Annotated in this window: 27 protein-coding genes and 1 pseudogene; 25 read left to right on the top strand and 3 right to left on the bottom strand. The window is 70.6% G+C overall.

The window, feature by feature from the left end:
* Positions 1–4: 4 nt before the first annotated feature.
* The 5 genes and pseudogenes from FED44_RS01490 to ccsB all read left to right on the top strand — a co-directional run.
* A pseudogene (locus tag FED44_RS01490) lies at positions 5–622 on the top strand (histidine phosphatase family protein); the annotation flags it as partial.
* Positions 623–974: 352 nt separating this feature from the next.
* The gene (locus FED44_RS01485) at positions 975–1,562 is read left to right on the top strand and encodes a TlpA family protein disulfide reductase (RefSeq protein WP_244301653.1); all 588 of its coding nucleotides are present in this window, start codon (positions 975–977) and stop codon (positions 1,560–1,562) included.
* Positions 1,555–2,286 (top strand): cytochrome c biogenesis CcdA family protein, encoded by a 732-nt coding sequence (locus FED44_RS01480; RefSeq protein ID WP_111699587.1) that lies wholly within the window; start codon positions 1,555–1,557, stop codon positions 2,284–2,286. Before FED44_RS01485 ends, FED44_RS01480 begins: the two co-directional genes overlap by 8 nt.
* Positions 2,286–4,064, top strand: a complete 1,779-nt coding sequence (resB, locus tag FED44_RS01475; RefSeq protein ID WP_208758786.1) for a cytochrome c biogenesis protein ResB — start codon at positions 2,286–2,288, stop codon at positions 4,062–4,064. Before FED44_RS01480 ends, resB begins: the two co-directional genes overlap by 1 nt.
* A gap of 3 nt (positions 4,065–4,067) precedes the next feature.
* The gene (gene ccsB / locus FED44_RS01470) at positions 4,068–5,057 is read left to right on the top strand and encodes a c-type cytochrome biogenesis protein CcsB (protein ID WP_111699585.1); all 990 of its coding nucleotides are present in this window, start codon (positions 4,068–4,070) and stop codon (positions 5,055–5,057) included.
* Positions 5,058–5,256: 199 nt separating this feature from the next.
* Here ccsB and FED44_RS01465 read toward each other — a convergent pair whose 3' ends face one another.
* Entirely contained in the window at positions 5,257–5,610 is a 354-nt protein-coding gene (locus FED44_RS01465) for a PLDc N-terminal domain-containing protein (RefSeq protein WP_111699603.1), read from the bottom strand.
* A gap of 277 nt (positions 5,611–5,887) precedes the next feature.
* Here FED44_RS01465 and FED44_RS01460 point away from each other — a divergent pair, with 277 nt between their 5' ends.
* Positions 5,888–6,928: a hypothetical protein gene (locus FED44_RS01460; RefSeq protein ID WP_244301652.1), complete on the top strand. Its 1,041-nt coding sequence runs from the start codon at positions 5,888–5,890 to the stop codon at positions 6,926–6,928.
* A gap of 9 nt (positions 6,929–6,937) precedes the next feature.
* Positions 6,938–7,177: a hypothetical protein gene (locus FED44_RS01455; RefSeq protein ID WP_111699584.1), complete on the top strand. Its 240-nt coding sequence runs from the start codon at positions 6,938–6,940 to the stop codon at positions 7,175–7,177.
* Between the two features lie 126 nt (positions 7,178–7,303).
* Here the strand turns inward: FED44_RS01455 and FED44_RS01450 are convergent, their stop codons facing one another.
* Positions 7,304–7,525, bottom strand: coding sequence for a BldC family transcriptional regulator (locus FED44_RS01450; protein ID WP_036325312.1), 222 nt, complete (start codon positions 7,523–7,525; stop codon positions 7,304–7,306).
* A 259-nt stretch (positions 7,526–7,784) separates the two neighbouring features.
* On the opposite strand from FED44_RS01450, the gene FED44_RS01445 reads away from it, so the two are divergent.
* Positions 7,785–7,994 carry a DUF4229 domain-containing protein gene (locus tag FED44_RS01445; protein WP_111699583.1) on the top strand — a complete coding sequence of 70 codons (210 nt, stop codon included), beginning with the start codon at positions 7,785–7,787 and terminating at the stop codon, positions 7,992–7,994.
* On the opposite strand, the gene FED44_RS01440 is transcribed toward FED44_RS01445, so the two are convergent.
* Positions 7,991–9,226, bottom strand: coding sequence for a hypothetical protein (locus FED44_RS01440; protein WP_111699582.1), 1,236 nt, complete (start codon positions 9,224–9,226; stop codon positions 7,991–7,993). The genes FED44_RS01445 and FED44_RS01440 overlap by 4 nt on opposite strands.
* A gap of 101 nt (positions 9,227–9,327) precedes the next feature.
* Between FED44_RS01440 and FED44_RS01435 the strand changes: the two genes are divergently transcribed.
* The 17 genes from FED44_RS01435 (at position 9,328) to nuoN (ending at position 26,946) form a co-directional block, all read left to right on the top strand.
* Positions 9,328–10,053 (top strand): demethylmenaquinone methyltransferase, encoded by a 726-nt coding sequence (locus FED44_RS01435; protein WP_138459496.1) that lies wholly within the window; start codon positions 9,328–9,330, stop codon positions 10,051–10,053.
* Between the two features lie 140 nt (positions 10,054–10,193).
* Positions 10,194–11,465 carry a geranylgeranyl reductase family protein gene (locus tag FED44_RS01430; RefSeq protein ID WP_138459495.1) on the top strand — a complete coding sequence of 424 codons (1,272 nt, stop codon included), beginning with the start codon at positions 10,194–10,196 and terminating at the stop codon, positions 11,463–11,465.
* A complete protein-coding gene (locus FED44_RS35545) occupies positions 11,462–11,623 on the top strand; it encodes a hypothetical protein (protein WP_165900563.1) in 162 nt (53 codons plus the stop codon). Before FED44_RS01430 ends, FED44_RS35545 begins: the two co-directional genes overlap by 4 nt.
* Before the next feature lie 2 nt (positions 11,624–11,625).
* Positions 11,626–11,985: an NADH-quinone oxidoreductase subunit A gene (locus FED44_RS01425; RefSeq protein WP_111699579.1), complete on the top strand. Its 360-nt coding sequence runs from the start codon at positions 11,626–11,628 to the stop codon at positions 11,983–11,985.
* Between the two features lie 2 nt (positions 11,986–11,987).
* Complete coding sequence (locus FED44_RS01420) at positions 11,988–12,539, top strand: NuoB/complex I 20 kDa subunit family protein (protein ID WP_111699578.1); 552 nt, start codon at positions 11,988–11,990, stop codon at positions 12,537–12,539.
* Positions 12,536–13,201, top strand: coding sequence for an NADH-quinone oxidoreductase subunit C (locus FED44_RS01415; protein WP_138459494.1), 666 nt, complete (start codon positions 12,536–12,538; stop codon positions 13,199–13,201). The genes FED44_RS01420 and FED44_RS01415 overlap by 4 nt, the downstream gene beginning before the upstream one ends.
* A gap of 43 nt (positions 13,202–13,244) precedes the next feature.
* On the top strand, positions 13,245–14,561 hold the full coding sequence (locus FED44_RS01410) for an NADH-quinone oxidoreductase subunit D (protein WP_111699576.1): 1,317 nt from the start codon (positions 13,245–13,247) through the stop codon (positions 14,559–14,561).
* Positions 14,558–15,229, top strand: coding sequence for an NADH-quinone oxidoreductase subunit NuoE (nuoE, locus tag FED44_RS01405; protein WP_138459493.1), 672 nt, complete (start codon positions 14,558–14,560; stop codon positions 15,227–15,229). Before FED44_RS01410 ends, nuoE begins: the two co-directional genes overlap by 4 nt.
* Entirely contained in the window at positions 15,226–16,512 is a 1,287-nt protein-coding gene (gene nuoF / locus FED44_RS01400) for an NADH-quinone oxidoreductase subunit NuoF (RefSeq protein WP_111699574.1), read from the top strand. Before nuoE ends, nuoF begins: the two co-directional genes overlap by 4 nt.
* Positions 16,509–18,905 (top strand): NADH-quinone oxidoreductase subunit G, encoded by a 2,397-nt coding sequence (locus FED44_RS01395; RefSeq protein WP_138459492.1) that lies wholly within the window; start codon positions 16,509–16,511, stop codon positions 18,903–18,905. The genes nuoF and FED44_RS01395 overlap by 4 nt, the downstream gene beginning before the upstream one ends.
* Complete coding sequence (gene nuoH / locus FED44_RS01390) at positions 18,902–20,260, top strand: NADH-quinone oxidoreductase subunit NuoH (RefSeq protein WP_111700537.1); 1,359 nt, start codon at positions 18,902–18,904, stop codon at positions 20,258–20,260. Before FED44_RS01395 ends, nuoH begins: the two co-directional genes overlap by 4 nt.
* On the top strand, positions 20,247–20,762 hold the full coding sequence (gene nuoI / locus FED44_RS01385; protein ID WP_111700538.1) for an NADH-quinone oxidoreductase subunit NuoI: 516 nt from the start codon (positions 20,247–20,249) through the stop codon (positions 20,760–20,762). Before nuoH ends, nuoI begins: the two co-directional genes overlap by 14 nt.
* The gene (locus tag FED44_RS01380; protein ID WP_138459491.1) at positions 20,755–21,693 is read left to right on the top strand and encodes an NADH-quinone oxidoreductase subunit J; all 939 of its coding nucleotides are present in this window, start codon (positions 20,755–20,757) and stop codon (positions 21,691–21,693) included. The genes nuoI and FED44_RS01380 overlap by 8 nt, the downstream gene beginning before the upstream one ends.
* Positions 21,690–21,986, top strand: coding sequence for an NADH-quinone oxidoreductase subunit NuoK (gene nuoK / locus FED44_RS01375; protein WP_030506864.1), 297 nt, complete (start codon positions 21,690–21,692; stop codon positions 21,984–21,986). The genes FED44_RS01380 and nuoK overlap by 4 nt, the downstream gene beginning before the upstream one ends.
* Positions 21,987–22,052: 66 nt before the next feature.
* Complete coding sequence (gene nuoL, locus FED44_RS01370; RefSeq protein ID WP_138459887.1) at positions 22,053–23,894, top strand: NADH-quinone oxidoreductase subunit L; 1,842 nt, start codon at positions 22,053–22,055, stop codon at positions 23,892–23,894.
* Positions 23,894–25,399, top strand: coding sequence for an NADH-quinone oxidoreductase subunit M (locus tag FED44_RS01365; RefSeq protein ID WP_111700540.1), 1,506 nt, complete (start codon positions 23,894–23,896; stop codon positions 25,397–25,399). The genes nuoL and FED44_RS01365 overlap by 1 nt, the downstream gene beginning before the upstream one ends.
* Complete coding sequence (gene nuoN, locus FED44_RS01360) at positions 25,396–26,946, top strand: NADH-quinone oxidoreductase subunit NuoN (protein ID WP_111700541.1); 1,551 nt, start codon at positions 25,396–25,398, stop codon at positions 26,944–26,946. The genes FED44_RS01365 and nuoN overlap by 4 nt, the downstream gene beginning before the upstream one ends.
* Positions 26,947–26,951 lie beyond the last annotated feature (5 nt).

The raw sequence follows: 26,951 nt of genomic DNA, 5'->3' as shown, positions 1-26,951 counted from the left end.
GGTCATGACAGAGATGACCATCGTTCACCTGCTCCGGCACGGAGAAGTCCACAATCCCCGCGGCGTCCTGTACGGCAGGCTGCCGGGTTACCACCTGTCCGAGACCGGCCGCCGGATGGCCGAGATCGTCGCCAAGGCCGTCGCGGGCAGGGACATCGTCGCGGTCTGGAGCTCGCCGATGGAGCGCGCCCAGGAGACCGCGGAGCCGGCCGCGCAGGCTTTGGGCCTGGAGATCACCACCGACGAGCGGCTCATCGAGGCGGGCAACGTCTTCGAGGGCCTGCGGATGACCGGCGGCGACACCGTCTTCCGCGATCCCCGCTCCTACCGCCACTTCAGGAACCCGTTCCGGCCGTCCTGGGGGGAGCCGTACCGCGAGGTCGTGGGCCGCATGAAGTCGGTGGTGGACGACGCGCGGGCGGCGGCCCGCGGCCACGAGGCGCTGCTGGTCAGTCATCAGCTGCCGATCTGGGTCATCCGGCTCGCCGCCGAGGGCAGGCGGCTGTGGCACGACCCGCGCAAGCGTCAGTGCGCGCTGGCCAGCCTCACCAGCCTGACCTTCGAGGGGAACCGGCTCATCAGCGTCGGTTACAGCGAGCCCGCCGGGGCGCTGCTGCGGGAGGTCGCGCAGCCGCAGGGCGAGGCCGCGCTGTTCGAGCAGGCCGACGCGGCCCTCCCGGAGGCGTTGCGCGCCCATCCCGAGGAGGCCGGCGCGACCCTCCCCGGGGCGGTGCGCCTCGATACCGAGGCGATGCGCGTCGATCCCGAGCAGACGGCGACCGGCCCGGAGGACGAGGAGACGCCCGGCCCGCGAGCGATGCCCGGGGCGTGATCGTCCCCGGGTGACGTCACGCACGTGGCCGTGCCCCGGCGATCCCGTGGCCCGGCGACCCTGTGCCCCGGAGAACCGGGCACCCCCACCGGTCGGTAGGCTTACAGCTCTACCGGTTGTAGTACAAGGAGATCCATCTCCCGTGTCCGCCAAGCGCCTGACCGCAACGCGCCTGACCGCGCTCGCCGCCGCGGCCGCGGCCGTCACGGCCCTCGCCGGTTGCGCGGGCGGCCAGGAGGCCCAGCCCCGCTCCGGCGACACCCGTTTCGTCGCGGGCGACGGCCGGGTCGAGTTCTTCACCGCGGCGCAGCGCCAGAAGGCGCCCGCGATCGAGGGACAGACCCTGGACGGCGGCACCGCCACGCTCACCACGGGCAAGGTCCACGTGCTGAACTTCTGGGCCTCCTGGTGCGCGCCCTGCCGGGCCGAGGCGCCTGTGCTCAAGGACATCGCGGCGACCACCAAGCCGAAGGGCGTGGAGTTCCTCGGCGTCAACTTCAAGGACCTCCAGGCGTCCGCGCAGGCGTACGACCGCTCGGTGAAGCCGGGCTATCCGAGCATCTACGACCAGAGCGGCAAGACGCTGCTGAAGTTCCAGGGCACGGTGCCCCCCGCCGCCATCCCCTCCACGCTGATCATCGACGCCCAGGGCCGCATCGCCGCCCGCGCGCTCGGCGCCGTGAAGTACGACGACCTCCTCGCGGCCGTCACCAAGGTGACCGATGAGTGACCTCGGCAGCACCGTCGCGACGGGCTCGCTGCTGCTCGCCGCGCCGATCGCGGCGGCCGCCGGGCTCGTGTCGTTCGTCTCCCCGTGCGTGCTGCCGCTGGTCCCCGGCTACCTGTCGTACGTCACGGGCATGAGCGGCGACCCCAGGCGGAGCCGGATGGTGCTGGGCAGCGCGTTGTTCGTGCTCGGGTTCGCCCTGGTGTTCGTGCTCGGCGGGGCGCTGTTCGGCGGTCTCGGCGCGGCGTTGCAGGGCAACGCCGACGTGATCAGCAGGGTCCTCGGGGTGGTGACGATCGTCCTCGGGCTGGCCTTCGTGGGCGTGCTGCCCGGCCTCCAGCGGGACGTGCGCATCCACCGGCTGCCCGCCGCCGGGCTCGCGGGGGCCCCGCTGCTCGGCGTCGTCTTCGGCCTCGGCTGGACGCCGTGCATCGGCCCGACGCTGGCGGTGGTCATGACGCTGTCGGTGAACCAGGGCAGCGCGCTGCGCGGCGCGGCCCTCGCCTTCGCGTACGCGCTGGGCCTCGGCCTGCCGTTCGTGCTGGCCGGGCTGGCCTACCGCAAGGCCCTCCACGCGTTCCGGGCGGTCCGTCGGCACACCCCGCTGATCACCAGGGTCGGCGGCGGCATGCTCGTGGCCGTCGGCGTGCTGCTCGTGACCGGGCAGTGGGCGGAGATCATCGTTCACCTGCAGGTGTGGGTCGGCGGATTCAGGCCGGTGATCTGATGAGCGCGCCCGACGACCTCGCACGCGCCGTACGGGACGAGCCCGCGCTCCTCGACGAGGCGGCGCCGCGCGACGAGGCGGCGGCCGGTGCCGGGACGGCGGCCGGGGACGCGGCGCGGGAGCCGGCCAGGCCGGTCGGCCTGGGCCTGACGGGATGGCTGCGCTGGGCCTGGCGCACGCTCACCTCGATGCGCACCGCGCTCATCCTGCTGTTCCTGTTCGCGCTCGGCTCGGTTCCGGGCTCCGTCTATCCCCAGCGTGGCGTGGACCCGGGCAGGGTCGCGCAGTACTTCAAGGACAGTCCCACCCAGGCGAAGTGGCTCGACCGCTTCTGGCTGTTCGACGTCTTCACCTCGCCCTGGTTCGCCGCGATCTACCTGCTGCTGTTCGTCTCGCTGGCCGGGTGCGTGTTCCCGCGCGCCCTGGCGCATTTCAAGGAGATCCGGCGCAGGCCGCCCGCCGCGCCGCGCAACCTCCGCCGCCTGCCGCACTCCGAGGAGTTCGAGGGCGATCTCACCGTGGACCGGGCCGCCGCCGTGCTCCGGCGCAGGCGCTTCCGGGTGGTCACCGGCGACGGCTGGGTGGCGGCGGAGAAGGGCTATCTCCGCGAGACCGGCAACCTGCTCTTCCACATCGCGCTGCTCGTGCTGCTGTTCGCCGTCGGCGCCGGGGGCCTGTACGGCTACCGCGGCAACGTGCTGGTGGTGGAGGGCGACGGCTTCTCCAACGCCGTCGCCGCCTACGACCGCTTCATGCCAGGCAGCCGGGTCACCGCAGAGTCGCTGGAGCCGTTCTCCTTCATGCTGAAGGACTTCGAGGCCAGCTACGTCGCCGCCGGGGCCAAGCAGGGCCAGCCGCTCGACTACCTCGCGCGGCTGGAGGTGCAGGACTCGCCGGAGTCCGCACCCCGCCAGGTGGACCTCAAGGTCAACGAGCCGCTGGACGTGAGCGGCACGCTGACCTACCTCATCGGGCACGGCTACGCGCCCACGTTCCGGGTGACGGACGGCGAGGGCCAGGTGGCCTACGACGGCCCGGTGCCCTGCCTGGCCGGCGACCAGGCGACGTACACGTCCGAGTGCGTCATCAAGGTGCCGGACGCCCGGCCGTCCCAGCTGGGCTTCCTGGCCCGCTTCCTGCCCACGACCGTGCCGAACGGCGACGCCTGGGTGTCGGTCTTCCCCGGCGCGGCCAACCCGACCGTGCAGGTCTTCCCGTTCGCGGGCGACCTCGGCCTGCGGTCGGGCCGGCCGCAGTCGGTGTATCAGCTCGACACCACGCGCCTGAAGCCGCTCGGCAAGATGGCCGCCCAGCCGGCGCCGCTGAACGTGGGCGACACCAAGGAACTCGCCGACGGCGCGGGAAAGATCCAGTTCACCGGCGTCAAGGAGTGGATCAGCCTCCAGGTCACCTACGACCCGGGCCGCGAGCCGGCGTTGCTCGCGGCGGCGGCCGCGGTGATCGGGCTCGTGCTGTCTCTCACGATCCGCCGCCGCCGCGTCTGGGTGCGGGTGAAGGACGGCAGGGCCACGGTGGGAGGCTTGACCCGCACCGAGGGCGGGGGCGCGGCCTTCGCCGAGGAGTTCGCGCAGATCGTCACCGCCCTGCGCGGCGGCCCGCCCACCGAGGACGCCGCACCGGACGAGCCCCGGGACGACGAGCCGGGCAGGCCCGGAGCGCCCGCCCCGGGCGGCTCCGCGATCGTCGCCGGGCAGGCCGAGCCGGACGAGCCGCCCACCGGAACCGCCGCACCGGGCGTCCGCCCGGACGAGGAGTGAATCATGCCCGCCCCGGTCAGCCAAGCCGTCAACGACACTCTCGCCATGGTGAGCGACCAGCTCATCCTGGTCACCGTGCTGCTGTATCTCGCCGCGATGATCTGCTTCGCGCTGGAGCTCGCCTTCGGCCGGGTCCGTACGGCAGAGCCCGCGCGTACGCGTGAACTCGTCGGCGCGGGCGGCCCGGCACTCCCCGCGGAGGACCCGGCAGAGGACCCCGGGGAGGGCACGGCCGGGACCGTCCGCACGCCGCAACCGGCGGGATGGGCGGTCCGGGCCGGCATCGCCGGCGTGGTCATCGCCTGGATCGCGTGGGCCGGCAACCTCGCCGGCATCCTCACCCGGGGCATCGCGGTGGACCGGTGGCCGTGGGCCAACATGTACGAGTTCGTGGTGGCCATCTGCTTCGCGGCCGTCACCGCGTTCCTCGCGCTGCTGATCCGCCAGCCGATCCGCTACCTCGGCGCGTTCGTGACGGTGACCGCGGCGCTCGGGCTGGGCTTCGCCGTGCTCTTCCTGCACGTCCAGGCGGGCCCGGTGATGCCCGCGCTGCACTCCTACTGGATCGCGATCCACGTCACCGCGGCGATCGTGGCCAGCGGGCTGTTCATCGTGGCGGGCGTCTGCGCGATCCTCTACCTGATCCGCCAGGACGGGCGGCCGTCGGTGCTGCCCGCCAGGGAGACGCTGGAGCGGGTCGCGCACCGCGCAATCGTCATCTCCTTCCCGATCTGGACGTTCGCCGTCATCGCCGGCGCGCTGTGGGCCGACCGGGCGTGGGGCCGCTACTGGGGCTGGGACCCGAAGGAGGTGTGGGCGTTCGTCACGTGGGTCGTCTACGCCGCCTATCTCCACGCGCGGGCGACGGCCGGATGGCGCGGCAAGGCCGCCATGATCATTTCGTTGGTCGCCTTCGGCTGCCTGCTGTTCAACCTGGTCGGCGTCAACATCTTCTTCTCGGGGCTGCACTCCTACGCCGACGTGCCCAAGTGACCCCGGCGCCCGCCTGGCGAGGGGCCGCCGGGGGACGGCTTCTGCGGACGCTTCCGCGGGTGGGGGTGCCGGGCCGGGCGTGAGGGGCCGCCCGGTCGCCGGTCGTCCGGCTGCGGTCAGTCGTCGGGTCGGTCGTCGGTCAGTCGTCGGTTGTGGGTGGGTCGTCGGGTCAGTCGGCGGTTGTGGGTGGGTCGTCGGGTCAGTCGTCGCCGCGCAGACGGCGCTCCAGGCTGCTCAGGAAGTCCGGGTCGTCGTCGGGCCCGCGCGGCGCGTCGCCGCGCGGGGACCACGCCCCGCCCCGGCCGCCCGCCTGAGCCTCCGCCTGCGCCCCCGGACCGCCCACGGCGCCGTTCGGGCCGTACACGGAGTGCACCGCCCGGGGACGGCCCACGAGGAGCCAGGTCAGGGCGCCGACGCCGGCCAGGAAGACCACGATGAGGACCCATACGAACTTGGGGAGGTTGCGCATGTCCTCCTCGGGGGTCGTGATCACGTCGAAGAGGCAGTAGAGCCAGAAGGCAAGCAGCGCCAGGCCGATAATCACGCTAGGCATGCCCACACGGTAAGCCATGCCGGCGACTGATCGTGTCCCGCTTCGGGGTGACGTGGACAGCCGGGCATCGTACGGTGGACCGGTACACGGCGTCCGGAGACCGCGCTCGACGGAACGCGGAGCCTGCCGGAGACGCCGGTGGAACCACGTGACGGAAGCCGGCCTAGAAGAACCAGCAGCCTGACGGATTCGGCCTGAACAGAGGGGTGCGATGGCGGAGCCGGGCGACAGGGGCCGCCACCGGCGCGGAACGCGGTGGTGGCAGCGAGGGCCCTATGTGTCCTCCCACCGCCGCACCGACGTCCCCGGACGCGCGGAGGACCGCACCCCCGACCGCGCCTCCGACCGTGGCCCCGACCGTGGCCCCGACCGTTCTTCCGACCGCGCCTCCGACTGGGGCTCAGGCCGCCCCTTCGACCGAGGCGGCGAGCGGTCCTCGGAGCGGGCACGCGACCGCGCTTCCGACCGCGCTTCCGACCGAGGCGCCGAGCGGGCCTCGGAACGGCCGTGGGAGCGGGCGCAGAACCGGCCGCCGGAGTGGGGCGTCGACTGGGCCGCCGAATGGGGCGCAGAATGGTCGCCCGAGCGGCATCCGGAGCGGGTGTACGCCGTGACCGCGCCGGTGGTCGACGACCGCCCCCAGTACACCTGGCAGGACTTCGAGCTCGACGACCTGCCGACCCGGGCCGCGCCCCATGCGCCCGACACCCCCGACCTGCGGGACGGCAGGAAACACTGCGGGCCGCTGGAACGCGTCCTGTTCCGTGAGTGGGACGCCGCGGAGGGTCCGCCCTCAGCCGACGCCGTACGGGCCGTGGACAGCCTCGCCCGGCTGCCGGAGCAGCTGAAGACCAAGCTCGCCATCGGGCTCGACGGCATCTACGTGGGCCGGGGCGGGGTGCCCGACCTCGACGACATGGGCTATCTGCGCGGTGCCCCGCTGCCCTCCGGCCGGGCCACCTGGGACATCTGCGCCGGCGCGTACGGCGACCGCAAGATCGTGGTGGGGGACCGGCCGTCGCCCACGCCGGACGTGATGATGCACGAAGTCGGGCATGCGCTGGACGACGTCGACGCCGGTCCGGGAGAGTGGGTTTCGGACTCACCGGAGTTCGCGGCGCTCTACGAGGAGTGCCTGCCGCTGCTCGCGTCGTCGTTCCACCGGCAGCCCGGCGGCCTGGGGCGCAAGGAGTTCTTCGCCGACGCGTTCGCGGCGATCGCGTCCCGGCAGCGCCCGGCGCTGGTGGACATGCTGGGCGGTGACACGCGGACGGCCCTCAACGTCATGCTCTTCTTCAACAGGCGCTACGGAATCTAGGTGATTCGGATGTACGTTATCCGGCTCGGCGACGGGACGCTGCGCGTGCCCCGATCCCTGACCACCGATGACGGGCGCCTCATCGGCAACGCGTACGTCGAGGTCGCACCGGGGGAACCCGGTTACGAAGGCTGGCTGGCCGAGTCCATCACCGAGCAGGAGGACGCCGAGCGACGCCGTCGCTGGCGGGAGGGCGACGACGCGCTGGAGCAGGCGTTCCTGGCCTTCAAGGCGGAGCAGGACCGTTGATCCCCGGCAAGGGAGCAGGACGAGCCGGGAGGGCCTGTTACGGCAGCCTGAAATCGAGGTGGGACTGACTCCGGTGACCCTGCGGCGTCCGGGTAGCGCGCAGGATCACCCGGTGCTGGTACTGCGTCAGACTCGCGGGGAGTCGCCGTTCGGCCGATCGGCCGTGAGGACGTCCTCTCCGCGAAGGAGGGCGTGTACTTCCGATTCACGGAACCGCCGATGCCCCCCGGGGGTACGGATGCTGCTGATACGCCCGGCCGCGGCCCAACGGGTCACGGTCTTCGGGTCGACCCTGAAGAGAGCCGCAACCTCTCCAGGAGTCAGCAGTCGCTCGCTGCTACTCTCCACAATCTCTCCCCCTCGCGTCCCGCGTCCTGCAGCGGGCGGACAGGTAACCAGTGTGCCGAGCGAAGCCTGATTTATCCGTGGTTTTCGGAGAAGATCACGGGTTGTTACCGGCTCAGTGCCCGATTGTTATATGATAGAGCCTCTTTGGGGCGCTCATGGGTGTTTCTTTACAAAAGCGCCTTGTTGTGAACACTAGCAGTGCTTGCAGCAGATGCGAAGAGCGACCAGCGCACCGGGGGAGTGACGTAACCTCGACGCTGTGCATCCGGTTGTCGTTTACACCCTTTCGCGCCTCGGCCTGTTCGCGGTCGCGGTCGGCGTCCTGTATCTCGTCGGCCTGCGGTCGTTCCCGCTGCTGCTGGTCGCCGTGCTGGTCAGCGGTCTGGCCAGCTACGTGCTGCTGTCGAAACAGCGCGACGCGGTGAGCGAGCGCATCGCCACGAAACGTCGGGGACCCGGGAACTCCTAGGCCGCCGGGAACATGCCGACCCGGGCATGGTACTCATGCCCGAGCTCCGTCGTGTCGCTTCCCACCAAAAGACCTGTCTTTACGGTCAGGAAGGCCTTTACCCCGATTCCCCTTTCCCGCGTCGGGTTCCATGTCAGCGCACGGCCCGTCACGGGGTGTATCGCCCCTATGCCCGGCCTGGGGACCGCTCCCGCGCCGGCCGTGTCGGACCCTCGCGGGTTGTTCAGCCAGCGCTGGTGACCCCCCACGTAGACGGCCGAACCGGTCACCGCGACGGCGTACAGGGAGTCGCCCCCGGTCAGGTTGACCCAGGTCGGACGGATCGCGTCGCCCTTCGCGTACGTCTCGAACCTCGCGGCGGAGTCGCACAGCTTGGTGGTGCGCGGCGCCGGGCCGCCCGTCGTGACGACCACGAAGTAGCGGCCGTCGGGCGACAGGTCCAGCCCCCGGACGTACGAGGGGAAGTCGGGCTTGCAGGCGGGGGCGTACGCCTCCGTGTGCCAGCCGGCCACCCGGCCCGTCGTCAGGTCGATCACCCCGAGCTGCGGGCGGCGCAGGCCGTCGAGCGTGGTGAACGAGCCGTCCACGACTAAGCGGTCGGATGTCGCGGCCATGGCGTAGATCCCGGCCCCGCCGCCGCGCCCGCCGCCGGGGGTGACGGTGAAGCGGGGGTCCACCGCGCCGGTGCCGGCGTCCACGCGGGCGAGGGCGGTGCGCGCGCTGCGGCCGATCCTGGCGAAGTCGCCGCCGACGTAGAGCGCCCCGCCGAGACGTACCAGGCTGGTCACCTCTCCCGCGTAGACGGGCGCGGAGAAGGAGGAGACGGGAGCGCCGTCGGAGACGCGCAGCCGGGTCAGCCCCCGGGACGGCCAGGTGAACGCGCCGCCCACGTAAACGGTGCCGCCGGGGCCCGGGGCCAGGGCGGACACCGGCCCGTCGAGGTCCGGCGCGAAGCCGGGCAGGACGCGGCCGGTGGGCAGGTCGAAGGCGAAGACGTTGGCGCGCGGCAGGTCCGCCCCGCCGCGGGCCTCCCGCACCGCGCTGAACTCGCCGCCCACCACGACGGTGCGGCCGACCAGCGCGAACGCGGTGACGATGCCGTCGAGCACGTGCGGAGTGGTGTTCACGGGGTTCTCCGACACCACGTGGGGCTGCCGGAGGCCGGCGAAGGCCGGCGCGGCCGGCAGGACGGCGAGCGAGGTCACTGCGATCAGTGCGGTGGTGAGACGCATTCCCCAAGTTCTAGCAGACTGAGCGTAATCGATGAACTACGTTCCGCTCATCCTGTCCGGGTGGTGAGGGGGCCCGGGCGGCGCGGCCTAGGCTTGCGTGCATGACGCGCGCATCGCTGGACAAGCAGCCGCACGAGGTCGCCGCGATGTTCGATCGCACGGCCCGGCGCTACGACCTGGTCAACGACGTCCTCTCCCTCGGCCAGGACCGCCTGTGGCGCAGGGCCACGGCGGCGGCGGTGGACGCGGGCCCCGGCGAGCTGGTCCTCGACCTCGCCGCGGGCACCGGCACCTCCACCGACGCGTTCACCGCGCTCGGCGCGCGGGCGATCGCGTGCGACTTCTCGTTCGGCATGCTCAGCACCGGCGTGGCGCGGCGCGGCGGGTCGGGCCTGTACGGCGGGGGCGTGCGCGGGGTGACCTTCGTCGCGGGCGACGCGCTGCGCCTGCCGTTCCGCGACGAGACCTTCGACGCCGTCACGATCTCCTTCGGTCTGCGCAACGTCGCCGACACCGGGCAGGCGCTGCGCGAACTGCTGCGGGTGACCCGGCCGGGCGGGCGCATGGTGATCTGCGAGTTCTCCCGGCCGACGCCGAAGTCGTTCGACCTCGTCTACTCGCAGTACCTGATGAGACTGCTGCCGCCGGTCGCCCGGATGGTCAGCTCCAACCCCGACTCCTACGAGTACCTCGCCGAGTCGATCCGGGCCTGGCCCGACCAGCGGGCGCTGGCGGGGATCATCCAGGAGGCGGGCTGGGAGAAGGTGGGCTGGCGCAACCTGAGCCTCGGCATCGTCGCCCTCCACCGCGCCGTAAAGGGCCGGTGAGGCGTGGTTGCCCACACCCCTCTGACATCCCGCCGCGAGTAGGGGTTAGACTGCGGCGCGACAGTTTGTGAAGTTGTTCACAAAGGCACGAAGGTCTAACCAGTTTCGAGGCCTTCCTTTCCTGGAACGGACAGGACCCCGTGAGCGAGCAAGCCCGCGTGACGCGGAGAGAGGTCGACGCCGACGTCATCGTCGTCGGTGCGGGTCCGGCGGGTTCGACGGCGGCGTTCCACCTCGCCCGCGCCGGCCTCCAGGTGCTGCTGCTGGAGAAGACGCGCTTCCCCAGGGAGAAGGTCTGCGGCGACGGGCTGACCCCGCGGGCGGTGAAGGAACTCGTCGCGATGGGCGTCGACGTCGACGCCCCCGGCTGGGTGCGGAACAAGGGGCTGCGCGTCTACGGCGGCGGCGTGCGGCTCGAACTCGACTGGCCGGAGCTGTCGAGCTACCCCGGCTTCGGCCTCGTGCGCACCCGCGCGGACTTCGACCAGATCCTCGCCCGGCACGCGGAGGGCGCGGGCGTACGGCTGCGCGAGGGCGTGAACGTTACAGGCCCGCTGCTGGACGAGCGCAGTGGCCACGTGATCGGTGTGACGGCCAGGGCGGACGGCGAGGAGGTCGTCTACCGCTCCCGCCTGGTGGTCGCGGCCGACGGCAACTCGACCCGGCTGTCGATCGCGATGGGCCTGCACAAGCGCGAGGACCGCCCGATGGGCGTGGCCGTGCGCACCTACTACACCAGCCCCCGCCACGACGACGACTACCTCGAGACGTGGCTCGAACTGTGGGACGGCGACCGGCTGCTCCCCGGCTACGGCTGGATCTTCCCCATGGGCGACGGCACCGCCAACGTCGGCCTCGGCCTGCTGAACACCAGCGACGCGTTCAAGAGCATCGACTACCGCGACCTGCTGCGGCGCTGGATGCAGAACACGCCGCCGGAGTGGGGCTTCACCGACGAGAACATGACGGGCCCGATCCGGGGCGCCGCGCTGCCGATGGGATTCAACCGGCAGCCGCACTACACCCGCGGCATGGTCCTCATCGGGGACGCCGGCGGCTCGATCAACCCGTTCAACGGCGAGGGCATCGCGTACGCCATGGAGACCGGCCGGACGGCCGCCGAAGTGATCGCGCAGGCACTGGCCCGGCCGACGCCCGCCCAGCGTGAGCGCGTATTACTCGCGTACCCGCGTATCCTCAAAGACGCCTATGGCGGATACTTCACTCTCGGCCGCCTGTTCGTCGAGGCGATCGGGAGGCCGGGGGTGATGAGCTTCGCCACCCGGCACGGGATGCCCCATCCCACCCTGATGAGATTCGCGTTCAAGCTTCTCGCTAATCTCACAGACCGGCGGGGCGACGTCTCCGACCGCATAATCAACGCCCTGTCGAAGGTGGCTCCGCCCTCATGACCGAGGCCCGTATGACCGAGAGTCGCATGAACATGACCCGCATGACCGAGATGACGCGGACGGCGTCGCCGACGGCCGCGCGGGCCGCCGGCCGGCCCGCCGCGCCTTCCGGCATTCTCGTGATCAGCCAATTTCACCGAGTAAGCGAGGACATGTAGCCATGGAGCTGTATGTGCCGATTCTGGTGCTCGCGGTCCTCGCGGCGGGGTTCGCCGTGTTCTCCGTGGGCATCGCCCCGTTCACCGGGCCGAAGCGCTGGAACCGCGCGAAGCTGGACGCCTACGAGTGCGGCATCGAGCCGACGCCGCAGCCCGTCGGCGGTGGCCGCTTCCCGCTGAAGTACATGATCACCGCGATGCTGTTCATCGTGTTCGACATCGAGATCATCTTCCTCTATCCGTGGGCGGTGGCCTTCGACAGACTCGGCGTGTTCGGGCTGGTCGAGATGGTGCTGTTCATCGTCACCGTCCTCGTGGCGTACGCGTACGTGTGGCGCCGCCGCGGCCTCGATTGGGATTAGCCATGGGTCTTGAAGAGAAACTCCCGAGCGGGTTCGCCCTCACCACCGTCGAGCAGGTGGCCGGCTGGGCCCGGAAGAACTCCGTCTGGCCGGCGACCTTCGGTCTCGCGTGCTGCGCCATCGAACTGATGGCCACCGGCGGCCCGAAGCACGACCTGGCCCGCTTCGGCATGGAGCGCGCCTCCGCCTCCCCGCGGCAGGCCGACCTCATGATCGTGGCCGGCCGGCTGTCGCAGAAGATGGCGCCCGTCCTCCGCCAGATCTACGACCAGATGGCCGAGCCCAAGTGGGTCATCGCCATGGGCGTCTGCGCGTCGAGCGGCGGCATGTTCAACAACTACGCCATCGTGCAGGGTGTGGACCACGTGGTGCCGGTCGACATCTACCTGCCCGGCTGCCCGCCGCGGCCGGAGATGCTCATCGACGCCATCGTGAAGCTGCACGACAAGATCCAGAACATGAAGTTCGGCGCACACCGCGAGAAGCAGGTCGAGGAGCTGGAGCTCCAGGCGCTGCGGACGCTGCCGCTCATCGACCAGGGGGCCGGGAAGTGACGACCGAGAACCTGCCCGGCCTGCCCGAGGAGCCGATCGCCCGTACGGGCATGTTCGGCTCGAGGGACACCGGCGACACCTCCGGCTACAACCGCCTGGTCGTCCGCCGCCCGCCCAAGCTGGTCAGCAGCCGGCCGTACGGGTCGTACTTCGACGACGTGGCCGACGCGCTGGAGCCGGCGTTCGCCGACGCGATCGAGCGGGTGGTCGTCGACCGCGGCGAGGTCACCTTCCACGTGCGGCGTGAGCGGCTGACCGAGGTGATGAAGCACCTGCGCGACGACCCCGCGCTGCGGTTCGAGCTGTCGCTCGGCGTCTCGGGCGTCCACTACCCGGAGGAGACCGGCGCCGAGCTGCGCGCCGTCTACCACCTGTGCTCCATCACGCACAACCGGCGCGTCCGGGTGGAGGTCTCCTGCCCCGACGCCGACCCGCACATCCCCTCCACGGTTCAGGTCTACCCCACGCACGACTGGCATGAGCGCGAGACGTACGACTTCTTCGGCATCGTCTTCGACGGCCACCCGGCGCTGACCCGGATCGAGATGCCGGACGACTGGGAGGGGCACCCGCAGCGCAAGGACTACCCGCTCGGCGGCATCCCGGTCGAGTACCGCGGCGCCGAGGTCCCCGCGCCGGACCGGAGGAGGTCGTACTCGTGAGCGTCGACCCGCACCAGGCAACGAGGGCAGCGAGGAGAGCGTCGTGAGCACCACCGAGACCGAGGGCCGGATTTACGACGTCGCCGGCCAGGACTGGGACGAGCTGGTCAAGACCGTCAGCGAGTCGGCCGACGAGCGCCTCGTCGTCAACATGGGCCCGCAGCACCCGTCGACCCACGGCGTGCTCCGGCTCGTGCTGACCCTCGACGGCGAGACCGTGACCGAGGCCCGCACGGTGATCGGCTACCTGCACACCGGCATCGAGAAGAACATGGAGTTCCGGACGTGGACCCAGGGGGTCACGTTCGTCACCCGCATGGACTACCTCGCGCCGATCTTCAACGAGACGGCGTACTGCCTGGGCGTCGAGAAGCTCCTCGGCATCACCGACCGGATCCCGGACCGGGCGCAGGCCATCCGGGTCCTGACGATGGAGCTCACCCGGATCTCCTCGCACCTCGTCGCGATCGCGACGTTCGGCATGGAGCTGGGCGCGACGACGCCGATGCTGTTCGGCTTCCGCGAGCGCGAGATGGTGCTCGACCTGATGGAGTACATCACCGGCCTGCGGATGAACATGGCGTACGTCCGGCCGGGCGGCGTCAGCGTCGACCTGCCGGCCGGCGCGGTCGACAAGATCGGTGAGTTCCTCAAGGTCATGCCGGGGCGGCTCAAGGAGATGCGCAAGCTCCTCGACGCGAACCCGGTCTACACCCGGCGCACCAAGGACGTGGCCTACCTCGACCTGACCGGCTGCATGGCGCTGGGCATCACCGGCCCCATGCTGCGGGCCGCCGGCCTGCCGTGGGACCTGCGCAAGTCGCAGCCCTACTGCGGCTACGAGACGTACGAGTTCGCGGTGCCGACGCAGACCACCTGCGACGTGTACGGCCGCTACCTCGTCCGGATGGACGAGATGGAGGAGTCCCTCAAGATCATCGAGCAGGCGCTCGACCGCCTGTCCGGCCCGCTCAAGGGCGGCCCGGTGATGATCGAGGACAAGAAGATCGGCTGGCCGGCGCAGCTCGCGCTCGGCCCCGACGGACTCGGCAACTCGCCCGACCACATCGCGCACATCATGGGCGGCTCGATGGAGGCCCTGATCCACCACTTCAAGCTGGTGACCGAGGGCTTCCGGGTGCCCGCCGGGCAGGTGTACTCCTCGGTCGAGTCGCCGCGCGGCGAACTCGGCGCGCACGTGGTCAGCGACGGCGGCACCCGGCCCTACCGGGTGCACTTCCGCGACCCGTCGTTCACGAACCTGCAGGCGGTGCCCGCGACGTGCGAGGGCGGCATGGTCGCCGACGTCATCTCCGCGGTCGCCTCGATCGACCCGGTCATGGGAGGTGTGGACCGATGACTTACGCGCCTGAGGTCCGCGAGCGTCTGGAGACGGACGCCAAGGAAATCATCGGCCGCTACCCCCGGCCGCGTTCGGCGCTGCTGCCGCTGCTGCACCTGGTGCAGTCGGTGGACGGCTACGTCTCCGACGACGGGCAGGAGTTCTGCGCCGAGATGCTGGGCCTGTCCAAGGCCGAGGTCGTGGGCGTGGCGACCTTCTACACCATGTACAAGCGCAAGCCGGCCGGCGACTACAACGTCGGCGTCTGCATCAACACGCTGTGCGCGGTCATGGGCGGCGACCAGATCTGGGCGGAGCTCAGCGAGCACGTGGGCGTCGGCCACGACGAGACCACCCCGGACGGCAAGATCACGCTGGAGCGGCTGGAGTGCAACGCCGCCTGCGACTTCGCCCCGGTCATGATGGTCAACTGGGAGTTCTTCGACAACCAGACCCCGGAGTCGGCCAAGCAGCTCGCCGACGACCTGCGCGCCGGCAAGGAGGTCGCGCCCACGCGCGGCCCGGGCCGCCTGTGCACGTTCCGGGAGGCCTCCCGGGTCCTCGCCGGGTTCCCCGACGGCCTGGCCGCCGACGGACCGTCGGCCGCCGGTCCCTCCCTTGAGGGTCTGAAGATCGCCAGGGCCAACGGCTGGGAGGCCCCCAAGGCCGAGGGGAGCGAGAAGTGACAACGCTTACGCCCGTCCTTACCGACAACTGGGACGTGGCCGGCTCGTTCACCCTCGACGGGTACGGCGAGTACGAGGCCGCGAAGAAGGCCCTGGGCATGGACCCGGACGCGGTCATCCAGGCGGTGAAGGACTCCGGCCTGCGCGGCCGCGGCGGCGCGGGCTTCCCCACCGGCATGAAGTGGGGCTTCATCCCGCAGGGCGACGGCAAGGCCCACTACCTCGTCGTCAACGCCGACGAGTCGGAGCCGGGGACCTGCAAGGACATCCCGCTCATGATGGCCAACCCGCACTCGCTGGTCGAGGGCGTCATCATCTCGTCCTACGCGATCCGGGCGAACCACGCGTTCATCTACATCCGCGGCGAGGTGCTCCACGTCATCCGCCGGGTGCAGGCCGCGGTCCGCGAGGCGTACGAGAAGGGCTACCTCGGGACGGACATCTTCGGCTCGGGCTACGACCTGGACCTCGTCGTGCACAGCGGCGCCGGGGCGTACATCTGCGGCGAGGAGACGGCGCTGCTCGACTCGCTGGAGGGCTACCGCGGCCAGCCCCGGCTCAAGCCGCCGTTCCCGGCGGTCGCCGGTCTGTACGCCTCCCCGACGGTGGTCAACAACGTCGAGTCGATCGCGAGCGTGCCGAGCATCATCGCCAACGGCGCCGACTGGTTCGCCGGGATGGGCACCGAGAAGTCCAAGGGCTTCGGCATCTTCTCGCTGTCGGGCCACGTGACCCGGCCGGGCCAGTACGAGGCCCCGCTGGGCATCACGCTGCGCGAACTGCTCGACATGGCGGGCGGCATCCGCGAGGGCCACGAGCTGAAGTTCTGGACGCCGGGGGGCTCCTCGACGCCGATCTTCACGGCCGAGCACCTCGACGTGCCGCTCGACTTCGAGTCGGTCGGCGCCAAGGGCTCGATGCTGGGCACCCGCGCCCTGCAGATCTTCGACGAGACCACCTGTGTGGTCCGGGCGGTCCTGCGCTGGACGGAGTTCTACGCGCACGAGTCCTGCGGCAAGTGCACCCCGTGCCGCGAGGGCACCTACTGGCTCAAGCAGGTGCTCAAGCGGCTGGAGAAGGGCCAGGGCTCGGAGGAGGACCTGGCGACCATCACCGACATCGCCGACAACATCCTCGGGCGTTCCTTCTGCGCGCTCGGCGACGGCGCGACGAGCCCGATCCACTCGTCGGTGAAGCACTTCCGCGACGAATACCTCAAGCACTTCGAGATCGGCGGCTGCCCGTTCGATCCCGCCGCTTCCACGGTGTGGGGGTCCAAGTGACAGTTCAGACGACGCAGCCGGAACAGCCGGTCGTGGACATGGTCAGCCTGACCATCGACGGCTTCCAGGTCAGCGTCCCCAAGGGCACGCTGATCATCCGGGCCGCGGAGCTGCTGGGGATCCAGATCCCCCGGTTCTGCGACCACCCGCTGCTCTCGCCCGCGGCCAACTGCCGCCAGTGTCTCGTCGACATCCCCGACGCGGGCAACGGCCGCGGCTTCCCCAAGCCGCAGCCGTCCTGCGCGATCGAGGTCGCCGAGGGCATGGTGGTCAAGACGCAGCTCACCTCGCCGGTGGCCGAGAAGGCACAGCGCGGCGTGATGGAGATGCTGCTGCTGAACCACCCGCTCGACTGCCCCGTCTGCGACAAGGGCGGCGAGTGCCCCCTGCAGAACCAGGCCATGTCGAACGGCCAGGGTGAGAGCCGGTTCGTCGAGCAGAAGCGCACGTTCGACAAGCCGGTCCCGCTGTCCACCGAGGTGCTGCTCGACCGCGAGCGCTGCGTCCAGTGCGCGCGGTGCATCCGCTTCTCCGACCAGATCGCGGGCGACCCGCTGATCGACTTCTTCGACCGCGGGGCCAAGGAGCAGGTGGGCGTCGCCGACGGCGAGCCGTTCGAGTCCTACTTCTCGGGCAACACGATCCAGATCTGCCCGGTGGGCGCGCTGACCGGCGCGGCCTACCGGTTCCGCTCCCGCCCGTTCGACCTGGTCTCCACGCCGAGCGCGTGCGAGCACTGCGCGTCGGGCTGCTCGCTGCGCACCGACCACCGCCGGGGCAAGGTCACCCGCCGCCTCGCCGGGGACGACCCGCAGGTCAACGAGGAGTGGAACTGCGACAAGGGCCGCTGGGCGTTCACCTACGCCACCGCGCCCGACCGGCTGCGCTCGCCGCTGGTGCGCGACGAGAGCGGCAAGCTCGTCCCGACCTCCTGGCCGGACGCGCTGGCCACGGCCGCCGAGGGCCTCGCGCGGGCCCGGGGCAGGGCCGGGGTTCTGGTCGGCGGGCGGCTCACGGTCGAGGACGCCTACGCCTACAGCAAGTTCGCCCGGATCGCCCTCGGCACCAACGACATCGACTTCCGGGCCCGGCCGCACTCCGAGGAGGAGGCGCGGTTCCTCGCCCACGCCGTCGCCGGCAAGGGCATCGAGGTCTCCTACGCCGACCTGGAGACGGCCCCGGCCGTGCTCCTCGCCGGGTTCGAGCCCGAGGAGGAGTCGCCGATCGTCTTCCTGCGCCTGCGCAAGGCGGCACGCAAGCGGGGCCTGAAGGTCCACGCGATCGCGCCGTTCGCCACGCCGGGCCTGGCCAAGATGAACGGCTCGCTGATCCGGACGCTGCCCGGCGCGGAGGCCGAGGCGCTCGGCGACCTCGTCTCCGGCGACCTGCTGCCGCCCGGCACGATCATCCTCGCCGGTGAGCGGCTCGCCGCCGCCCCCGGCGCCCTGTCGGCGCTCGTACGGCTCACGCTCGCCACCGGCGCGCGGCTCGCCTGGGTGCCGCGGCGGGCGGGGGAGCGCGGCGCGCTGGAGGCGGGCGCCCTGCCCGGCCTGCTGCCGATCGGCCGCCCGGCCGCCGACGAGACCGCTCGCGCGGAGGTCGCCAGGGCGTGGGGCGTCGCCGCGCTGCCCGAGGCGCCCGGCCGCGACACCGCGGGCATCATCGAGGCCGCGCTGAACGACGAGGTCGACGCGCTGGTCGTGGCGGGCGTGGACCCCTACGACCTGCCCGACCCCGCGAGGGCCCTGGCCGCGCTGGAGAACACCCCGTTCATCGTCAGCCTGGAGATCCGCGCCAGCGCGGTCACCGACCGGGCCGACGTGGTCCTGCCGGTCGCCGCGGTGGCCGAGAAGTCCGGCACGTACGTCGACTGGGAGGGCAGGGGCCGCTCCTTCGGCGTGGCGACCGCCGTACCGGGCCTGATGAGCGACCTGCGGGCGATCGGCTCGATCGCCGACCTGATGGACGTGCACCTCGGCCTGCCCGACGACGCCGCCGCGCGGCGCGAGATGGCCACGCTCGGCGCCTGGAAGGGCCCGCGCCCGGCCGCGCCCGCGGTCAGCGGCCTCGTGGTCGCGGAGCCGCAGGCGGGCGAGGCGGTGCTGGCCACCTGGCACCTGCTGCTCGACGACGGCCGGATGCAGGACGGCGAGCCGTACCTGGCGGGGACCGCCCGCTCGACGGCGGCGCTGCTGTCGGAGGCCACCGCCGCCGAGATCGGCGCGGTGGACGGCGGCAAGATCACCATCGGTGACGGCGTCGTCCTGCCGGTGCGCGTCGCGGACCTGCCCGACCGTGTCGTGTGGGTGCCGTCCAACTCCGCCGGCCTGTCGGTCACGCGCGACCTGCGCGCGGTCGCCGGAGACGTCGTCAAGATCGGGAGCGTCTCGTGAACAACCCCGGACCCACGCTGAGCGACTTCGGCCACGATCCTCTGTGGATCACGATCATCAAGGCCGTCGCGATCTTCGTGTTCCTGATGCTGGGCGTGCTGATGGGCGTGTGGACCGAGCGCAAGCTCATCTCGCGCATGCAGCACCGCTACGGCCCCAACCGGGCCGGTAAGTTCGGCCTGCTGCAGACGGTGGCCGACGGCCTGAAGATGGGCCTGAAGGAAGACCTCATGCCACGCACCGTGGACAAGGTGATCTACTTCCTGGCCCCGATCATCATCGCCGTCCCGGCCTTCCTGGCCTTCTCCGTCGTGCCGTTCGGGCCGATGGTCTGGATGTTCGGCCACCGGACGCCGCTGCAGCTCACCGACCTGCCGGTCGCGGTCCTGCTGGTGCTGGCCACCGCCTCGATCGGCGTGTACGGCATCGTGCTCGCCGGGTGGGGCTCCCGCTCGCCGTACGCGATCCTCGGCGGCCTGCGCTCCAGCGCCCAGGTCGTGTCGTACGAGATCGCGATGGGCCTGTCGTTCGTCGCGGTGTTCCTGAACGCGGGCACGCTGTCCACCTCGGAGATCGTGGCCAAGCAGGCGGGCGGCGGCACCTGGGACATCCTCGGGCTGCACATCCCGACGCCGTCCTGGTACGTGTTCTCGCTGATCCCGTCGTTCCTGATCTACGCGGTCTGCATGCTCGGCGAGACCAACCGCGTGCCGTTCGACCTCCCCGAGGGCGAGGGCGAACTGGTCGGCGGCTTCCACACCGAATACTCCTCGTCGCTGAAGTTCGCGATGTTCATGCTCGCCGAGTACGTGAACGTGTTCACGGTCTCGGCCATGGCGATCACGCTGTTCTTCGGCGGCTGGCGGGCCCCGTGGCCGATCTCCCTGTGGGACGGCGCGAACACCGGCTGGTGGCCCATGCTCTGGTTCTTCGCCAAGCTGGTCATCGCGTTCGGGTTCTTCGTCTGGGTCCGTGCCTCGCTGCCACGCGTTCGCTATGACCAGCTCATGGCCTTCGGGTGGAAGGTGCTGATCCCGCTCAACCTGGTCTGGATCCTGCTGGCCGCCACCTTCAAGGCGCTGCGCCTGCCGGAGACCGACCGGATGGGCATCATGGCCTTCGGCGCGGTGGTGATCATCGTCGCGTTCGTGGTCTGGCTGCGGTTCGACACGGTGAACCAGCGCCGCAGGGAGGCCAGGGCCGCCCAGGTCGAGGAGGAGTTCGAGCAACTGCGCGAGGAGCCGGCGGCGGGCGGGTTCCCGGTGCCGGCGCTCGACCTCCCGCACTACCACGGCGCCGTGCCCGCCGCGCGTGTCCCTACCGACGCCAAGGAGGTGACCAGTGGGAGCAACTGATTGGCTGAATCCGATCAAGGGATTCGGCGTCACCTTCCACCACATGTTCAAGAAGCCGGTGACGGTCAACTATCCCGAGGAGAAGCGGCCCACCGCGCCGCGTTTCCACGGGCGGCACCAGCTGAACCGGTGGCCCGACGGCCTGGAGAAGTGCGTCGGCTGCGAGCTGTGCGCCTGGGCCTGCCCGGCGGACGCCATCTACGTCGAGGGCGGCGACAACACCGACGAGGAGCGGTTCTCGCCCGGTGAGCGGTACGGCCGCGTCTACCAGATCAACTACCTGCGCTGCATCCTCTGCGGGCTCTGCATCGAGGCGTGCCCGACCCGGGCGCTCACGATGACGAACGAGTACGAGCTCGCCGACTCCAGCCGCGAGTCGCTGATCTTCACCAAGGAGATGCTCCTCGCGCCGCTCGGACCGGGCATGGAGCAGCCGCCCCACCCGATGCGCCTCGGCGAGACCGAGGAGGACTACTACCGGTTGGGTCGAAGCAATGGGTGAGTCCATCACGTTCTGGGTGCTCGCGGTCGTCTCGGTGATCGCCGCACTCGGACTCGTCTTCAGCCGAAGGGCCGTCTACTCGGCCCTGATGCTCGGCGTCGTCATGCTCTCGCTGGCGGTGCTGTACGCCGTCCAGGACGCTCCGTTCCTGGCGGCCGTGCAGATCATCGTCTACACCGGCGCGGTCATGATGCTGTTCCTGTTCGTGCTCATGCTCGTGGGCGTGGACTCCTCCGACTCCCTGGTGGAGACGATCAGGGGGCAGCGCTTCTGGGCCGTCGTGGGCGGGCTGGGCTTCGCCGTCCTCCTCGCGCTCGGCATCGGGAACGCGGTGGTCGGCTCGCCGAAGGGCCTCACCGCGGCCGCCGAGGGGGGCAACGTGTCCTCCCTGGCCCAGCTGATCTTCACGCGTCACGTGTTCGCCTTCGAGGTGACCTCGGCGCTGCTGATCACCGCCGCCCTGGGCGCGATGGTGCTGGCGCACCGGGAGCGCACCGAGGCCAAGCCGACCCAGCGGGACCTGTCCCGGCAGCGCTTCGCCGCCTTCGGCCGTACCGGGAAGAACCCGGCGCCGCTGCCCGGGCCCGGCACCTACGCCCGGCACAACGCCATCGACATGCCGGCGCTGCTGCCCGACGGGACCATCTCGCCGCTGTCGGTCAACCGCTACATCGCCCGGTACGAGGAGTCCAAGGGCATCCTGCCCCCGGAGGTCGCCGACGTGCTGGAGCAGGAGGAGGCCGCGCAGCGGGCCGCCGCCCAGGCCAACGGGCACGGCGGGCACAGCACGCCGACGGTGGCCGAGGAGGCCAGGGACGGCGGTCCCGACACCGAGCCGTTGCCCGAGGGCACCGAGCAGGACACCGTCGTGGCCGGTCGCGTGGTCCGTCCCCGCGGCGAGTCCGCGGCGACCGAGGAGGACGGCAAGTGACCACCCACTATCTGGTGCTCTCCGCGCTGCTGTTCGCCATCGGCGGCGTCGGCGTGCTCGTACGGCGCAACGCCATCGTGGTGTTCATGTGCGTCGAGCTCATGCTCAACGCCTGCAACCTGGCGTTCGTCACCTTCGCCCGGCAGAACGGCAACCTCGACGGCCAGCTCATCGCGTTCTTCGTGATGATCGTGGCCGCCGCCGAGGTGGTCATCGGCCTGGCCATCATCGTGACGATCTTCCGAACCCGCAGGTCCGCGTCGGTCGACGACGTCAGCCTGCTGAAGTACTAAGAGGTGGCCGTGGAACCCGCTGAGATCATCCAGCACTCCGGTGGAGCGATCGGGGCCGCCTGGCTGATGATCGCTCTGCCCCTGGTGGGAGCGGCGATCCTCCTGCTGGGCGGCCGGAGGACCGACAAGATCGGCCACCTGCTCGGGGTGCTCATGGCCGTGGCTTCGTTCGCGGTGGCCGCGCTGTCGTTCGTCCAGCTTCTCGGCTTCGCCCCCGGCGAGCGCCGCCGGGGCATCGAGCTGTACGAATTCGTCCCGGGCCTGGCGAAGGTGGGCCTGCTGGTCGACCCGCTGTCGATCTCGTTCTGCCTGCTGATCACCGGTGTGGGCTCGCTGATCCACATCTACTCGATCGGCTACATGGCGCACGACCCGAACAGGCGGCGGTTCTTCGCCTACCTGAACCTGTTCGTGGCGGCGATGCTCCTGCTGGTGCTGGCCGACAACTACGTCGCGCTGTTCGTCGGCTGGGAGGGCGTCGGCCTCGCGTCGTACCTGCTGATCGGGTTCTGGCAGCACAAGCCCTCGGCGGCGACCGCGGCCAAGAAGGCGTTCATCGTCAACCGCGTCGGCGACTTCGGCCTGCTGATCGGCCTCTTCACGATCTTCGCGACGTTCCACACGCTGGCCTTCAACGACGTCTTCGCGAACGCGGACAAGGCGTCCTCGGGCACGCTCACCGCGATCGGCCTGCTGCTGCTGGTCGGCGCGTGCGGCAAGTCGGCCCAGCTGCCGCTGCAGTCCTGGCTTCTCGACGCGATGGAAGGCCCGACCCCGGTCTCGGCCCTCATCCACGCGGCGACCATGGTCACCGCCGGTGTCTACCTCATCGTCCGGTCCGGCCCGATCTACCAGGGCGCCGAGACGGCGCAGCTCGTCGTGACGATCGTCGGTGTGGCGACCCTGCTCGCCGGTGCGATCATCGGTACCGCCAAGGACGACATCAAGAAGGCGCTGGCCGGTTCGACGATGTCGCAGATCGGCTACATGGTGCTCGCCGCGGGCATCGGCCCGGCCGGTTACGCCTTCGCGATCGCGCACCTGATCACGCACGGCTTCTTCAAGGCCGACATGTTCCTCGGCGCCGGCTCGGTCATGCACGCCATGAACGACGAGGTCGACATGAGGAAGTACGGCGCGCTGCGGAAGGTCATGCCGGTCACGTTCGCGACGTTCGCCATCGGCTACCTCGCGATCATCGGGTTCCCGCTGCTGTCCGGCTACTTCACCAAGGACGGCATCATCGAGACCGTGATGGAGCACAACGCCGTCCTCGGCTGGCTGGCCGTGCTCGGCGCCGGCATCACCGGCTTCTACATGTCGCGCCTGGTGTTCATGACGTTCTTCGGCGCCAAGCGCTGGGAGCCGACGGCCCACCCGCACGAGTCGCCCGCCGTCATGACCTGGCCGCTGATCATCCTGTCGATCGGCGCGATCGGCCTGGGCGCGTTCCTGGTCCTCGGCAACCGGTTCATGACCTTCCTCGCGCCGGCCGTCGGCGCGCCGGAGGAGATGCCGTCCTTCCACCCGTTCAGCCTCACCGGTCTGGCCACGCTCGCGCTCGTCGCGGTGGGCGCGGTGTTCGCCTGGTTCCGGTACGGCGCGGCCGAGGTGCCGGCGGTCGCCCCGCGCGGCTCGTTCCTCACCACCTTCGCCCGTCGTGACCTGTACGGCGACGCCCTGAACGAGGCGCTGTTCATGCGCCCCGGCCAGTGGCTGACCCGCCTGGCCGTGTTCTTCGACAACCGCGGCGTCGACGGCCTGGTGAACGGCCTGGCCGCCGGCATCGGGGGGACCTCCGGGCGGCTGCGCAGGATCCAGACCGGGTTCGTCCGCTCGTACGCGCTGTCGATCTTCCTGGGCGCGGCCGTCCTGGCCGGTGCCTGGCTCGTCGTAGGGAACCTGTGATGCCCTGGCTTTCAACCCTGATGGGCGTGTCCGTACTCGGCGCGCTGGGCGTGACCCTTGTCCGGAACGACAAGCTCGCCAAGCAGTTCACCCTCGTGGTGTCGCTGATCGTGCTGGCGCTGACCGTCGCCATGGCGGTCCAGTTCAGCCCGAACGGCGACAAGTTCCAGTTCGCCGAGACGTACGACTGGATCCCCGCGTTCGGCGTCCACTACGGCGTCGCGGTGGACGGCATCGCCCTGGTGCTGATCCTGCTGTCGGTGATCCTCGTGCCGATCGTGGTGCTCGCCTCGTGGCACGACGCCGAGGCCGGCAAGCGCTCGGTCCGCACGTACTTCTCGCTGCTGCTGGTGCTCGAGGCCATGATGATCGGCGTCTTCGCGGCGACCGACGTCTTCCTCTTCTACGTCTTCTTCGAAGCCATGCTGATCCCGATGTACTTCATGATCGGGTCGTACGGCGGGGCGCAGCGGTCGTACGCGGCCGTGAAGTTCCTGCTGTACTCGCTGTTCGGCGGGCTGCTGATGCTGGTGGCGGTGATCGCGCTCTACTCGATCGCCGGCAAGGGCACGTTCATGTTCACCGACCTGGTCGGGACCATCCAGGACGTGACGACGCAGAAGTGGCTGTTCCTCGGCTTCTTCGTCGCCTTCGCGATCAAGGCGCCGCTGTGGCCGTTCCACACCTGGCTGCCGGACGCCGCCGCCCAGGCCCCGGCCGGCGCGGCCGTGCTGCTCGTGGGCGTGCTCGACAAGGTCGGCACGTACGGCATGCTGCGCTTCTGCCTCGAACTGTTCCCGGACGCCGCGAAGTTCTTCACGCCGCTGGTCATCACGCTGTCGGTGATCGGCATCGTGTACGGCGCGATCGTGGCCATCGGGCAGACCGACATGAAGCGGCTCATCGCGTACACCTCGGTGTCGCACTTCGGCTTCATCGCGATGGGCGTGTTCGCCATGACGACCAACGCGGGCTCGGGTGCGACGCTCTACATGGTCAACCACGGCTTCTCGACCGGCGCGCTGTTCCTCGTGGCGGGCTTCCTCATCTACCGCAGGGGCTCGCAGTTCATCTCCGACTACGGCGGCGTGCAGAAGGTGGCGCCGATCCTCGCCGGGACGTTCCTGGTGGCGGGTCTGTCCAGCCTCTCGCTGCCCGGCCTGAGCACGTTCGTCAGCGAGTTCATGGTCCTCATCGGCACCTACGAGCGGTACCTCGTGCCCGCCGTCATCGCGACGACCGGCGTCATCCTCGCCGCGATCTACATCCTGTGGATGTACCAGCGGACGATGAACGGCCCGACCGCCGAGTCGGTCAAGGCGCTGCCGGACCTCAACGCGCGGGAGAAGTTCGTGGTGGCGCCGCTGATCGCGCTGCTGCTGGTGTTCGGCTTCTATCCCAAGCCGCTGCTCGACGTGATCAATCCCGCCGTGAAGGACACGCTGTCCAGCGTCTCGGTCACGGACCCGAAGCCGGCCGTACCCGTTGCTCAGGAGGGCAAGTGAACGGCACCATTGAGGCGCCCACCATCGAGTACGCCCTGCTGGCGCCGATGCTCGTCGTCTTCGGCGCGGCGATCGCCGGTGTGCTGGTGGAGGCGTTCGCGCCGCGTTACCTGCGCTCGGCGGTCCACCTGCCGCTCACGCTCCTCTCGCTGGCCGGCGCGTTCGCGCTGACCGTGTGGCAGGCGGTCAAGGGCGTGCCGACCAAGCCCGCGGCCATGGGCGCGGTGGCGGTCGACGGCCCGGCGCTGTTCATCTGGGGCACGATCCTCGTGCTCGCCTTCGTGAGCGTGCTGCTCATCAAGGACGAGGAGCACTTCGTCGGCTCCGCGGCGGCCCTGCCCGGGTCGGCCGAGGAGGAGCAGTCGCTGGTGGAGCGCGCCGCGCACACCGAGGTCTACCCGCTGCTGCTGTTCGCGGTGGGCGGCATGCTGCTCTTCCCGGCGTCCAACGACCTGCTGGTGGCGTTCGTCGCCCTGGAGGTCATGTCGCTGCCGCTGTACCTGCTGTGCGGCCTCGCGCGCCGTCGCCGCCTGCTGTCGCAGGAGGCCGCGGTCAAGTACTTCCTGCTCGGCGCCTTCTCCTCGGCGTTCTTCCTGTACGGCACCGCCCTGCTGTACGGCTACGCCGGTTCCGTCGACCTCGCGAAGATCAACCTCGCGCTCGGCTCGGTCGGCGGCCAGGACACGCTGCTCTACATCGGCGCGGCCATGCTCGGCGTCGGCCTGCTGTTCAAGATCGGCGCGGCGCCGTTCCAGGCGTGGAAGCCGGACGTCTACCAGGGCTCGCCCACGCCCATCACGGCGCTGATGGCCTCCGGCACCCTGGTGGCCGCCTTCGGCGCGCTGCTGCGCGTGTTCTGGGTCGGCCTCGGCGGTCTCGACTGGGACTGGCGCCCGGTGTTCTACGGTGTGGCGATTCTCACGATGGTGGTAGGCGCGATCCTCGCGATCACGCAGACCGACATCAAGCGGATGCTCGCCTACTCCTCGATCGCCCACGGCGGCTTCCTGCTCATCGGCGTGATCGCCACCGGCAGCGCCGCGCAGAACACCGCGGCCCTGTCGGGCCTGCTGTTCTACCTGGTGGCGTACGGCTTCACCACGGTCGGCGCGTTCGCGGTCGTCACGATGGTGCGCGACGCGGGCGGCGAGGCGTGGCACCTGTCCCGCTGGGCCGGGCTCGGCAAGCGCTCGCCGCTGCTGGCTGGCACGTTCGCCTTCTTCCTGCTGGCCTTCGCCGGTATCCCGCTGACCAGCGGGTTCTTCGGCAAGTACGCCGTCTTCCAGGCGGCCGTCAGCGGGGGCGCGCTGCCGCTGGTCATCGTCGGCGTGGTGGCCTCGGCCGTCGCCGCGTTCTTCTACGTGCGGGTGATCGTGCTGATGTTCTTCAGCGACCCGGCCGCCGACGGTCCGTCCGTCGTCCTGCCCTCCCGGGGGACCGCGGCTGTGGTAGGTATCGCGGCATTGGCTACGGTAGTTCTCGGGGTGTTCCCTCAGCCCGTGCTTGACCTCGCGCACACGGCTGCGCAGTCCCTGTTCGTCCGATAGGAGAT

Source organism: Microbispora triticiradicis (genome assembly GCF_005864065.1).
GTDB classification, from domain to species: domain Bacteria; phylum Actinomycetota; class Actinomycetes; order Streptosporangiales; family Streptosporangiaceae; genus Microbispora; species Microbispora triticiradicis.
This window is presented reverse-complemented; position numbering and strand designations above follow the sequence as displayed.

Coding starts and splice junctions, on each gene's coding strand:
- FED44_RS01480 (WP_111699587.1), top strand. CDS start 1,555: ATGAGTGACCTCGGCAGCACCGTCGCGACGGGCTCGCTGCTGCTCGCC.
- resB (WP_208758786.1), top strand. CDS start 2,286: ATGAGCGCGCCCGACGACCTCGCACGCGCCGTACGGGACGAGCCCGCG.
- ccsB (WP_111699585.1), top strand. CDS start 4,068: ATGCCCGCCCCGGTCAGCCAAGCCGTCAACGACACTCTCGCCATGGTG.
- FED44_RS01465 (WP_111699603.1), bottom strand. CDS start 5,610: ATGCCTAGCGTGATTATCGGCCTGGCGCTGCTTGCCTTCTGGCTCTAC.
- FED44_RS01455 (WP_111699584.1), top strand. CDS start 6,938: ATGTACGTTATCCGGCTCGGCGACGGGACGCTGCGCGTGCCCCGATCC.
- FED44_RS01440 (WP_111699582.1), bottom strand. CDS start 9,226: ATGCGTCTCACCACCGCACTGATCGCAGTGACCTCGCTCGCCGTCCTG.
- FED44_RS01435 (WP_138459496.1), top strand. CDS start 9,328: ATGACGCGCGCATCGCTGGACAAGCAGCCGCACGAGGTCGCCGCGATG.
- FED44_RS35545 (WP_165900563.1), top strand. CDS start 11,462: ATGACCGAGGCCCGTATGACCGAGAGTCGCATGAACATGACCCGCATG.
- FED44_RS01425 (WP_111699579.1), top strand. CDS start 11,626: ATGGAGCTGTATGTGCCGATTCTGGTGCTCGCGGTCCTCGCGGCGGGG.
- FED44_RS01420 (WP_111699578.1), top strand. CDS start 11,988: ATGGGTCTTGAAGAGAAACTCCCGAGCGGGTTCGCCCTCACCACCGTC.
- nuoE (WP_138459493.1), top strand. CDS start 14,558: ATGACTTACGCGCCTGAGGTCCGCGAGCGTCTGGAGACGGACGCCAAG.
- FED44_RS01380 (WP_138459491.1), top strand. CDS start 20,755: ATGGGTGAGTCCATCACGTTCTGGGTGCTCGCGGTCGTCTCGGTGATC.
- nuoL (WP_138459887.1), top strand. CDS start 22,053: ATGATCGCTCTGCCCCTGGTGGGAGCGGCGATCCTCCTGCTGGGCGGC.
- FED44_RS01365 (WP_111700540.1), top strand. CDS start 23,894: ATGCCCTGGCTTTCAACCCTGATGGGCGTGTCCGTACTCGGCGCGCTG.